Source organism: Methylobacterium sp. E-005, assembly GCF_022829725.1.
GTDB lineage: Bacteria > Pseudomonadota > Alphaproteobacteria > Rhizobiales > Beijerinckiaceae > Methylobacterium.
This window is the reverse complement of record NZ_JAKSYG010000010.1, coordinates 1-10,224: the sequence shown is the minus strand read 5'-3', so window position 1 is coordinate 10,224 and position 10,224 is coordinate 1. Positions and strand designations below refer to the sequence as shown.

General features: G+C 71.3%; 11 protein-coding genes. 6 read left to right on the top strand and 5 right to left on the bottom strand.

Features of this window, described 5'->3' with window-relative positions; translation table 11 throughout:
* Positions 1-556, top strand: a 556-nt coding sequence (locus MKK88_RS00210) for a methyl-accepting chemotaxis protein (RefSeq protein ID WP_243996548.1), incomplete at its 5' end; no start/stop codon positions are given.
* A 396-nt stretch (positions 557-952) separates the two neighbouring features.
* On the opposite strand, the gene MKK88_RS00205 is transcribed toward MKK88_RS00210, so the two are convergent.
* Positions 953-1,549, bottom strand: a complete 597-nt coding sequence (locus MKK88_RS00205; protein WP_243996546.1) for a TIGR00730 family Rossman fold protein — start codon at positions 1,547-1,549, stop codon at positions 953-955.
* 208 nt (positions 1,550-1,757) lie between these two features.
* Here MKK88_RS00205 and MKK88_RS00200 point away from each other — a divergent pair, with 208 nt between their 5' ends.
* Positions 1,758-3,335: a LysM peptidoglycan-binding domain-containing protein gene (locus MKK88_RS00200; protein ID WP_243996549.1), complete on the top strand. Its 1,578-nt coding sequence runs from the start codon at positions 1,758-1,760 to the stop codon at positions 3,333-3,335.
* A gap of 7 nt (positions 3,336-3,342) precedes the next feature.
* Here the strand turns inward: MKK88_RS00200 and MKK88_RS00195 are convergent, their stop codons facing one another.
* Entirely contained in the window at positions 3,343-4,677 is a 1,335-nt protein-coding gene (locus MKK88_RS00195) for a PLP-dependent aminotransferase family protein (protein WP_243996544.1), read from the bottom strand.
* Positions 4,678-4,781: 104 nt separating this feature from the next.
* Here MKK88_RS00195 and MKK88_RS00190 point away from each other — a divergent pair, with 104 nt between their 5' ends.
* Together MKK88_RS00190 and MKK88_RS00185 are read left to right on the top strand one after the other, a co-directional pair.
* Positions 4,782-4,976 (top strand): DUF1127 domain-containing protein, encoded by a 195-nt coding sequence (locus tag MKK88_RS00190; protein WP_243996538.1) that lies wholly within the window; start codon positions 4,782-4,784, stop codon positions 4,974-4,976.
* 88 nt (positions 4,977-5,064) lie between these two features.
* Positions 5,065-6,993 (top strand): ABCB family ABC transporter ATP-binding protein/permease, encoded by a 1,929-nt coding sequence (locus MKK88_RS00185; protein WP_243996536.1) that lies wholly within the window; start codon positions 5,065-5,067, stop codon positions 6,991-6,993.
* 7 nt (positions 6,994-7,000) lie between these two features.
* Here MKK88_RS00185 and MKK88_RS00180 read toward each other — a convergent pair whose 3' ends face one another.
* The 3 genes from MKK88_RS00180 to MKK88_RS00170 form a co-directional block, all read right to left on the bottom strand.
* Entirely contained in the window at positions 7,001-7,297 is a 297-nt protein-coding gene (locus MKK88_RS00180; RefSeq protein WP_243996534.1) for an addiction module antidote protein, read from the bottom strand.
* Positions 7,298-7,299: 2 nt separating this feature from the next.
* Positions 7,300-7,590 (bottom strand): type II toxin-antitoxin system RelE/ParE family toxin, encoded by a 291-nt coding sequence (locus MKK88_RS00175; protein ID WP_243996532.1) that lies wholly within the window; start codon positions 7,588-7,590, stop codon positions 7,300-7,302.
* Positions 7,591-7,656: 66 nt separating this feature from the next.
* Positions 7,657-8,562, bottom strand: coding sequence for an NAD(P)-dependent oxidoreductase (locus MKK88_RS00170; protein WP_243996531.1), 906 nt, complete (start codon positions 8,560-8,562; stop codon positions 7,657-7,659).
* A 147-nt stretch (positions 8,563-8,709) separates the two neighbouring features.
* Between MKK88_RS00170 and MKK88_RS00165 the strand changes: the two genes are divergently transcribed.
* Positions 8,710-9,417 carry a hypothetical protein gene (locus tag MKK88_RS00165; protein ID WP_243996529.1) on the top strand — a complete coding sequence of 236 codons (708 nt, stop codon included), beginning with the start codon at positions 8,710-8,712 and terminating at the stop codon, positions 9,415-9,417.
* Positions 9,414-9,824, top strand: coding sequence for a hypothetical protein (locus MKK88_RS00160; protein WP_279601992.1), 411 nt, complete (start codon positions 9,414-9,416; stop codon positions 9,822-9,824). The genes MKK88_RS00165 and MKK88_RS00160 overlap by 4 nt, the downstream gene beginning before the upstream one ends.
* The last annotated feature ends 400 nt before the right edge of the window (positions 9,825-10,224 follow it).

Sequence of the window (10,224 nt, the reverse complement as noted above, 5' to 3'; positions counted from 1 at the left end):
CCAGACCAGCGGGTTCGTTCAGGCGCTCAGCGCGGCGGCGACCCGGATCGGCGACGTGGTGGTGCTGATCTCGAGCATCGCGTCGCAGACCAACCTGCTGGCGTTGAACGCCACCATCGAGGCGGCCCGGGCGGGCGAGGCGGGCCGGGGCTTCGCCGTGGTGGCGGCCGAGGTGAAGGAGCTGGCCGGCCAGACAACGCGGGCCACGGACGAGATCGCCGCTCAGATCGGGCAGATCCAGGGGGCGACCAGCCAGACAGTGTCGGCGATCGACACCATCACGATCCGGATCCGCGAAATCGACGGCGTGGCCGCCACCATCGCGGCGGCGGTGGAACAGCAGGGGGCGGCCACGCAGGAGATCGTGCGCAACGTCGCGGAGGCCGCCGTTGGCACCGGCGCCGTCACCGCGACCATCGCGGGGGTGGCGGGCGCCGCCGAGGGCACCGGGACGGCGGCCAACCAAGTGCTCGCCTCCGCGGCGGCCCTGTCGCATGATTCTGAGCGCCTGAAGGCCGAGGTGGACCGCTTCATCGCCGAGGTGCGCGCGGCCTGAGCGACCTTCCACGCCGCGACGGCCTGCTCGTTTCGAAAGGTCGCGATCCAGCGCCTTCACGGTGTTGGGCGGAGATCCGAAACGACGGCCGCGCGCCGGTGTGCGCCGCCCCTTTTCCGGGCGCGTGGAGCGTCAGCGGAACACGACCTGGGATCCAGCATACGCCGTCGCAAAGCGTCGACCCGAGCCCACCCGTCCCGCTGGTGCGGCGCTTCCCGTGCGGGGCCCGAGATCAGGTTCCCCTTCGCTCGACCTGCCCGGGAGAGGGCGCGCCATGAGCCCGCCCCATGAGCACGCCCCATGAGCCCGCCCCATCAGCCGCGCCCTTGGCCCGACACCTTGAAACGGCTGGGGCAAGGTCCTCTGGACCCCCCAGATCTCAGGTCAAACCGGCGCTCACATCCGCTGCTGGACGATGTCCTCAGCCGCGGGGTCCGGCTCGTGGCCGGTCTTGCGCAGCAGGGGCACCACCTCGGCCGCTTCGCTGGCGACGAGATAGCTCAGGTCGAGCCCCTCGCGGATGAAGCCGTGGCCGCGCATGTGCTCGAACAGGGCGAGGAGCGGCGCCCAGAACTCCGCCACCGAGACCAGCACCACCGGCTTCCGGTGGCGGCCGAGCTGCGCCCAGGTGAGCTGTTCGACCAGCTCCTCCAGGGTGCCGATGCCGCCCGGCAGCGTCACGAAGGCATCCGCCCGCTCGAACATCAGGCGCTTGCGGGTGTGCATGTCGGGCACCACCACGGTCTCCTGCACCTCCGCCAGCATGTGCTCGCGCGCCTGGAGGAAATCCGGGATGATGCCGGTGACGTGACCGCCGGCCTCGAGCGCGGCGCGCGCCACCGTACCCATCAGGCCGACATCCCCGCCGCCGTAGACGAGGCGCATCCCGGCCTGCGCGATGGCCGTTCCGAGCACCTCCGCGGCCGCGCGGAAGGCGGGGTCCCGCCCGAAGCCGGAACCGCAATAGACACAGACTGTCCTCACCGGGGCCATCCGGCGCCCTCCCTCGCGCGTCCGTTGTGAGCCGTCCGAGACATGCCCCGCGCCAATCGGTCCAAGGGCCAAACTGCTGAAGTCGCGGGGGATTCACCCGCCTGGGCGGCGGGACGGCTTGGTGTCGGGACCATGTACGGTATTATGCGGTGCCCCGTCGACGGTTTTTCCCGCGCGGCGGGTCGGATCGAGGGAGGCTTGGGTGGCGATGTCGGGACAGGTGCGGCGCAGTCTCGCCCTGGCGCTCGTCGGCCTCCTCGGTGGCCTCGGGCTCGTGGCGGCCCTGTTCGGCGGGGAGTCCCTGCGCGAGCTGACCGGGCGCCAGGAGGTGGACCGGCCCGCCGCCTCAGGGGAGGGCGCGCGGGCGCTGGCCGATCCCGGTGCCTTGGCGCGCAAGCCGGACGCATCCATCGATTTTCGCGACGACAGGCCGGGCCAAGCCGCACCCGGAACTCCGCCGCGGGCGGACGCGCCTCCCGATCCTGCGCGCGACGCCCGGTCGGCGGGATCCGGCCCGTCCGGGACGCCGGCCGACATGCGCCCCGGAGCCAAGGTGGCGCCGCGCTTCGACATCGTCCGGGTCGAGCCGAACGGGGACACCGTCGTGGCCGGCCAGGGCGCGCCGAACGCCGTCGTCGAGATGCTGGTCAACGGCAAGCCGGTGGCCCGGGCGACCGCCGATGCGGACGGCCAATTCGCCGTCGTGCCGCCGGCCCTGCCCACGGGGTCCAGCCAGATCCGGCTGCGCATGACCGGCAAGGACGGACGGGCGGCCGAGTCGGAGCAGAGCGTGGCGGTGGAGGTCGCCCCCGGGCGCGACCGCCAGCCGCTGGTCGCCCTGACCGCCCCGGATGCCGCGACCGTGGTCCTGTCGCAGCCCGGCGCGTCCGAGCCGGCCGCCAAGGTCGCCACGGCACAGCCCGGCGCCCCCGCGACCGGGCAACCGGCCCGGATCGCGAGCGTGGACGTGCAGGAGAACGGGCGGCTGTTCGTCACGGCGACCGGCACGCCCGGCGCCCTGCTGCGGCTCTACCTCAACGACACGCTGATCGCCCCGGGGCGCATCGGCCCGGACGGGCGGGCGAGCTTCACCATCGGACGCGGCATGAAGCCCGGCCAGTATCAGGTGCGGATCGACCAGATCGACCCCGATACCGGCAAGGTCGAGACCCGCGCCGAGGTCCCGCTCGCGGTGCCCGAACCGTCCCGAATGGCCACCCGCGACACCGACGGACAGCAGCCGCCATCGCCTCAGGGCAGTCCCCGGACGCATGACGGTGGCCAACCGCGCGACACGGCCCGGAAGCACGCCCGGGCGGACGGGCAAGGGGGCGCGCCAGGGGGGATGCAGGAGAGCGCCCACTGCAACGCCCGAGACGGCGCCCGAGACAGCGCCCAAGGCGGCGCCCCAGGCGGCGGGCGGGCTGGCGGCCAAGGCAGCGCGACAGGGGGCAGCGCGACAGGGGGCAGCGCGACGGGCAGCACGCGCGCGGCGCCCGATCGCGCCGGGGCGCCATCGCCCCGGTTGCCGAGGTCCGGCACCGGCGATTCGCGGTACTCGGCGGCGGAGGCCGGGGCGGACGCGACGGTCGGCGCGGTCTTCGTGCCGGAGATCAACACGGCCAAGATCACCCGCGGCGACAACCTCTGGCGGATCAGCCAGCGCACCTATGGCCGCGGCGAGCGCTACACGGTGATCTACGACGCCAACCAGACCCAGATCCGCAATCCCGACCTGATCTACCCGGGCCAGATCTTCGTGCTGCCGTCCGACAAGCGGGGGTGAACGGGCGTCATTCGACGACCTGGTCGTCCCCCGCGAAGGCCAACCGGCGCAACCGGCGCAGGGACGCGGCGAGATCCTCGTGCGACGGCACCGCCAGGGCGAGGCGGACCGCGTTCGGCGCGTGGCCGGGGGCCACCGCGAAGGCCGGGGCCGGGATCAGCGCGATCCCCTGGCGCAGGGCCGCCGCCGCGAAGGCCTCGGCCCGCCACGTCTCGGGCAGTTCCAGCCAGAGGTGATAGGCCTGCGGGTCGCCGACCACCCGCAGATCCGCGAGTGCCGCCCGGGCGATCACCTGCCGGGACGCCGCATCCCGGCGCTTGACCGCGGCGAGGGCGGCGGCCGCGCCCCCCGCCATCCAATGCATCCCGGCCGCGAGCGACAGGCCGAGCGCCGTCCAGGCGCCCTGGCGGATCGAGGCCGCGAGCCGGTCGGTCAGGGGCGGAGGCGCGGCCACGAGGCCGAGTGTCAGCGAAGGCATCACCCGCTTCGAGAGGCTGTCCACCAGGATCACTTGGTCCGGCACCGAGCAGGCCAGCGGCCGGGCATCGGCGAGGAAGCTGTAGACCGCATCCTCGATCGCGATGAGCCCGGTCCGCGCCAGCGCGGCGGCGAGGTCTGCGCGGCGGCCCGGCCCCATCGTGGCGCCCAGCGGATTCTGAAGGGTCGGCTGGATGTAGATGCCGCTGAGCGGATTCGCCCGGTGCGCCTGAAGCAGGGCGTTGGGGCACATCCCCTCGGCGTCCATGGCGACCGGCACCAGCGTGATCCCGAGCCGGGCCGCGATCGCCTTCACCATCGGGTAGGTCAGGGGCTCGCAACCGATCCGCTCGCCCGGCGCCGCCAGAGCGGCGAGCGCCGCCGCGAGGGCCTGCCGCCCATTGCCGGTGAACAGGATGTCGGCGGGGTCGGGGGCGTAGCCGTCCTGGGCCAGGAACGCCGCGGCAACCGCCTGGGCCTGCGGCGTACCCGCGGGTCCGTACTGGCCGAACGCCATCGCGCCGCCCGCGCCGGCGAGCGCGGTCAGGGTCTCGGCCAGCACGGCCTCCTGCTCGGGCAGCCGCGAATGGGTCCGCTGCAGATCGATCGCCGCGGGCGGCGGCTCAGGCTGGAGCGACACGATCCGGCCCGGTTCGGACCGAACATAGGTGCCCCGCCCAACCTCGCCGGTCACGAGCCCCCGGCGGGCCAACTCCGCATAGACCCGGCTCGCCGTCGAGACCGCGATGCCGCGGTCGTAGGCGAAGTCGCGCTGCGGCGGCAGCTTCGTCCCGGGTGGGAGCCGGCCGGCCGCGATATCGGCGGCGATCGCGTCGGCGACGGAGCGGAAATCCGCGGGTCGCATGATTGCTCCGAGGTCAATGTTTCGATTGATCCGAGATCCGTATCGGATCAATGCTGGGTCCGCAATCCCGGCCGGACTGCCCAACCGCCACCGGATTTCTCCTGATGCCCGCCCTGATCTTGACTCGCTCTCCCGCGGCTGACCGGCCCGCTTCCGGCCCGCCCCTGCCGCGCCTCTGGCTGGATCGCCTCCGCACGCGCCGGATGCTCGCCGCCCTGCATCCCGACCAGCTCCGCGACGCCGGGCTCGATCCCTGGCGCCTGCGCGCCGAGATCCGGAAACCGTTCTGGCGGGCGTGAGACGGGGCATTGCACGCAGCGCGGGTGCTCCCGCGCCGCCACGCGCCTATATGCGGGGCTGACGTCATTCCGCCCCGCGAATCCCTGCATGACCGACGACACCGCGCCCCCGGCCGGGCCGACACCCCCGGCTGAGCGCCCTGGGCTGATCGCCACCTATCGCCGGCTCTGGCCGCATCTCTGGCCACACGGACGGCCGGACCTCCAGCGCCGCGTCTTCCTGGCCTTCGGCCTGCTGCTCGCCGCCAAGCTGGTGACCATGGTGACGCCGTTCACCTTCAAATGGATCACCGACGCGCTGGTTGCGGCGGTCGGGGGCCAAGAGGGCACTCATGCACCGGCGCCCACCGGCCTGCTCGCCGCGCCGATGCTGCTGATCGCGCTCTACGCCGTCTCGCGGATCGCCATGTCGGGGCTGACCCAGATGCGCGACGGGCTGTTCGCCAAGGTGGCGATGCACGCGGTGCGCCGCCTCGCGCTCCAGACCTTCGAGCACATGCACCGCCTGTCCCTGCGCTTCCATCTGGAGCGCAAGACCGGCGGCCTGACCCGGGTGCTGGAGCGCGGCCGGGCCGGCATCGAGGAATTGTCGCGCCTGATGGTGCTGACCCTGGTGCCGACCATCGTCGAGTTCGTGCTGGTGCTCGGCGTGCTGGCCTACGAGTTCAACTGGACCTATGCGGCGACCGCCTTCGCGACGGTCGCGGCCTATCTGGCCTTCACCTACAAGGCGACCGAGTGGCGGATCGCGATCCGCCGGCGGATGAATGCCTCCGACACCGACGCCAACACCAAGGCGGTCGACTCGCTGCTCAACTACGAGACGGTGAAATATTTCGGCGCGGAACGCCGCGAGGCGGCCCGCTACGACGAATCGATGGCCAAATACGAAAAGGCCTCGACGCAGACCTACGTGTCGCTGGCGGTGCTCAATGCCGGGCAGGCGGTGATCTTCACGCTCGGCATGACCGTGGTGATGTGGCTCGCGGCGCGGGACATCCTGGCCGGGCGCACCACGATCGGCGGCTTCGTGCTGGCCAACACCATGCTGGTGCAGCTCTCGATGCCCCTGAATTTCATGGGCATGATCTACCGGGAGCTCAAACAGGCTCTGATCGACATCGACGACATGTTCCGCATCCTCGGGCAGAACCCCGAGATCGCCGACCGTCCCGGTGCGGCGCCACTCACGGTGGCGGGCGGTACGGTGCGGTTCGCCGATGTCCGCTTCGCCTACAATCCCGAGCGGCCGATCCTGCGGGGCGTCTCGTTCGAAATTCCGGCGGGGCAGACGGTGGCGGTGGTGGGGCCCTCGGGCGCCGGCAAGTCGACGCTCTCGCGCCTGCTGTTCCGGTTCTACGAGCCGCAGGGCGGCCGGATCAGCATCGACGGGCAGGACATCGCCGCGGTGACGCAGGAATCCCTGCGGGCGGCGATCGGCATGGTCCCGCAGGATACGGTGCTGTTCAACGATACGATCGGCTACAACATCCGCTACGGCCGCTCCGAGGCCACCGACGCGGAGCTGCGCGAGGCGGCCCGGCTCGCGCAGATCGACGGATTCGTGTCGAGCCTGCCGGAGGGCTACGACACGCCGGTCGGCGAGCGCGGCCTGAAGCTCTCGGGCGGCGAGAAGCAGCGGGTCGCCATCGCGCGTACGATCCTGAAGGCCCCGCCGATCCTCGTGCTCGACGAGGCGACCTCGGCCCTCGACAGCTTCACCGAGGCCGAGATCCAGGCGGCGCTCGACCGGGTCAGCCGCGGCCGGACCACGCTGGTGATCGCCCACCGACTGTCCACGGTGGTGAACGCCGATACGATCCTGGTGCTCGACCACGGCCGCATCGTGGAGCGCGGCACCCATGCCGAGCTGCTGGAGGCGGGGGGCGTCTACGCAGCGCTCTGGGACCGCCAGCGGGAGGCCGATGCGGCCCTCGAAGTGCTCCAGCGCGCCGACGCGCCGGTGGTGCCGCGCCCCGGCCGGACGGCCGTGCCGGAGACCGAGGCCGCGGAGTAGGGGGGGGTCAGGCGTCGGTCTCGATCGGCCTCACGCTGAGGCGCAACCCGATGGTCTTGAGCACGCCCATCAGCGTGTCGAGCTGCGGGTTCCCCTTCTCCGAGAGGGTCCGGTAGAGCTGCTCGCGGGAGCGGCCGGTCTCCTGGGCGATCTGAGCCATTCCCCGCGCCCGGGCGACGACCCCGATGGCATCGGCCACCAGGGCAGGATCGCCATCCTCCAGCACCGCCTCGATGTAGAGGGCTATATCCTCGGGTGTCCGCAGGTGCTCGGCGGTGTCGTAGGGAAAGGTCTCGGTGGGCATCGTCACAGATCCTTCGCCAGCCGTTTCGCCTCGCGGATATCCCGGTCCTGCGAGCCCTTGTCGCCGCCGCACAGCAGCACCACGATCTCTGCGCCGCGATGCACGTAATAGACGCGGTATCCGGGGCCGTAATCGATCCGCATCTCACTTACGCCATCACCAACAGGCCTGACGTCGCCGGGATTGCCGAGGCCCAAGCGGGCGACACGAGCCAGAACCCGCGCGGCTGCGCGGCGATCCCGCAAGCGGTCGATCCACGCCTGATAGGTGGGCGTCCGGCGAAGCACGGGCATACCGTCTTGTCGTCATATGACGACAAAATTTCAACCCCAATGCCTCCGCAACTCGGCGCAGACCGCCTATGCTCCGGATCGCACCTTCACCCCCAGCAGATCCTCGAACGGCAGCACCATCGCGCCCTTGTCCTTGTCGGCGTGGCCCTGGCGGAGCGCCGTCTGGTAGGTGGCGGTGGCGGCCGCCGTGACGGGCATCGGAAAACCGTTCTCCGCCGCAATCGCCGCGGCGGCGACGAGATCCTTGTAGGCCGCGCCCATCGGGTAGCCCTCGTCGAAGCGCCCCTGGAGGATGCGCGGCACGAAATACTGCGCCGCGTAGCTCCGGCTGGTGCCGGTGGTGACCACCTGGGCGACCTGCTCGGGATCGAGGCCCATCGCCACCGCCATGGGCAGCACCTCGGCGAGCGCCGCGATGTTGATGTCGTAGAGCACGTTGTTGATCGTCTTGGTGAGCTGGCCGGAGCCGGTCGGCCCCATGTGCAGGATGGTCGTGCCGATCCGCTCCAGGAGCGGGCGCACCCGCGCGACGGCCTCGGTCTCGCCGCCGCACATCACGGTGAGCGTGCCGGCCTCGGCGCCGGCCGGCGCCCCGGAAACGGGCGCATCGACGAAGCGCCGCCCGGTCGCCGCCACGGCGCGGCCGATCGCGAGCGCCTTGGCGTGCGCGATGGTGCTGAGATCGACCACCACCGCGCCGGGGGCGAGGCGCTCGAGGAGCCTGTCCGCGCCGAACAGGGCCGCCTCGACCGTGTCGCCGTTCGGCAGGCACAGGAACAGGACCTCGGCGCCGTCGATCGCGGCCGGATCCGTCGTGGCGACGAGGCCCGGCGCATCGAGCCCGGCGAGGCGCGCCGGATCGGAATCCACCGATATGACCGTCTCGGTCTCGGATAGGCGCTTGGTAGCGAGGTTCCGCGCGATGGGATGGCCCATCGCGCCGAGGCCGAGGAGAGCGATGCGGGTGGCCATGGAATCCCTCCGAACGACCCCGTGTCCCGGCCTGGACCGGGCCTGTCCGGGGCGACTGTGCAGACCCGCGCTATGACGCGCTCTGCGTCGAAACAGCGGGCGTCGAAACCCCTTGACGTCAGCCCCCTGGCAGCCAAGCACAACGCCGTGGGACACACCGCGCAGCTTCCAGCCACCGGCCTTGTCGGTATCGGGCTCTATACCCCGGCCGAGGCTGGTCGTCTGCTGCGTATCTCACCGGCGAAGATCTCGCGATGGCTCCGCGGTCACGACGCCAACGGGACGCGCTACGAGCCTCTCTGGCAGCCGCAGGTCGATCTCGGGGATGACGGCATTGCCCTCGGCTTCCGGGATCTCCAGGAGATCCGTGTCGCCTCGACCTTCATCGAGAAGGGTCTGAGCCCGCAGCGTGTCCGCCAAACGATCGCGCTGGCCCGCGAGGTCGTCGGCGATGCACGGCCGCTCGCGACGGCTCGCTTCCGATCCGACGGCCGGACCGTGTTCCTTCAAGCCGTCGAGGCCGACGGTCAGACCAAGCTGATCGACTTGTTCCGGAAGCAGTTCGCGTTCCGCGACATTGTGGAGCGTAGCCTGACCAACCTGGATTACGACGAGGCCGGCATTCCCGCGATCTGGTGGCCGCTCGGGCGCGGCAGCTCGGTGAAGATCGATCCGGCCCGTTCGTTCGGACAGCCGATCGAGGCCGAGACCTCCGTGCCCGTGGACGCGCTCGTGTCTGCCGTCGAGGCTGAGGGCTCGCCGGAGGCCGCCGCTCGTGTCTGGGACGTGCCGGTCCGCGCCGTGAAGCGTGCGATGGCCTTCCGACGCGCGTTCGATCTGCAGGCGGCCGCTTGAAGGTCTTCTTCGACAACTGCACGACCCCCGTGCTGGCCGAAACCCTGGATGGCTACCTCCGGCATCGGAGAGAGGGGGCCTTGCACATCCGTGACCTTCCGTGTGGCCGGCACGCCTCGGACCTCGCCTGGATGGCCTACCTCGCGGGCACCAGCGATGACTGGCTCGTCGTCACCGGCGACAGGCGCATCCAGAAGAACAAAGCAGAGCGCGCGGCCTTCCGGCGAGTCGGCCTGAAGGGTTTCGTTCTGGCCCCTGGCTATCAGACCACGCCCATCAACCGGCAAGCCTCGTTCCCGATCTGGCGGTGGCCGGACATCGACGGTCTTTTGCGGAGCCTGGAACCGCCGTTCCTATTCGAGATTCCGATGCATCGGCAGGCCGGCTTCCGGCAGCTCCCGCTCTGACAGCACGGCCCGTGACGGCAGAGTTCTTGTGCCGTCCGCCAGAATGCTCCCGCCACCCGGGTAGGAACGAAAAGGGCCACCCTTGACAATGTTCCTATTTTGTGCTCATTAGCCGCCACCTGTCCGCGGCGCTTCGGGAGCGATCCCGGGGCGTCCTTCGGGGGCCCGTCCGGTGGCTGACCGGGCGGGTCTGCGGATGGGGCGGTGCCCGCGTCGGTGGCTCTCAGCCGCCATCGCCCCGGGCGGCGGAACCGGTACAGGGCGTGCTCGGATGCGGGGCGTGAGAAACAACGCTAACCCCGGCGGGGGGAGGAAATGACCCCCGCGCCGACCCCCTTCTGGGCCGACCCCACGTGACCTGCGGACCCGTCCACTACGAGGCGGGTAAACGGCTGGAAGG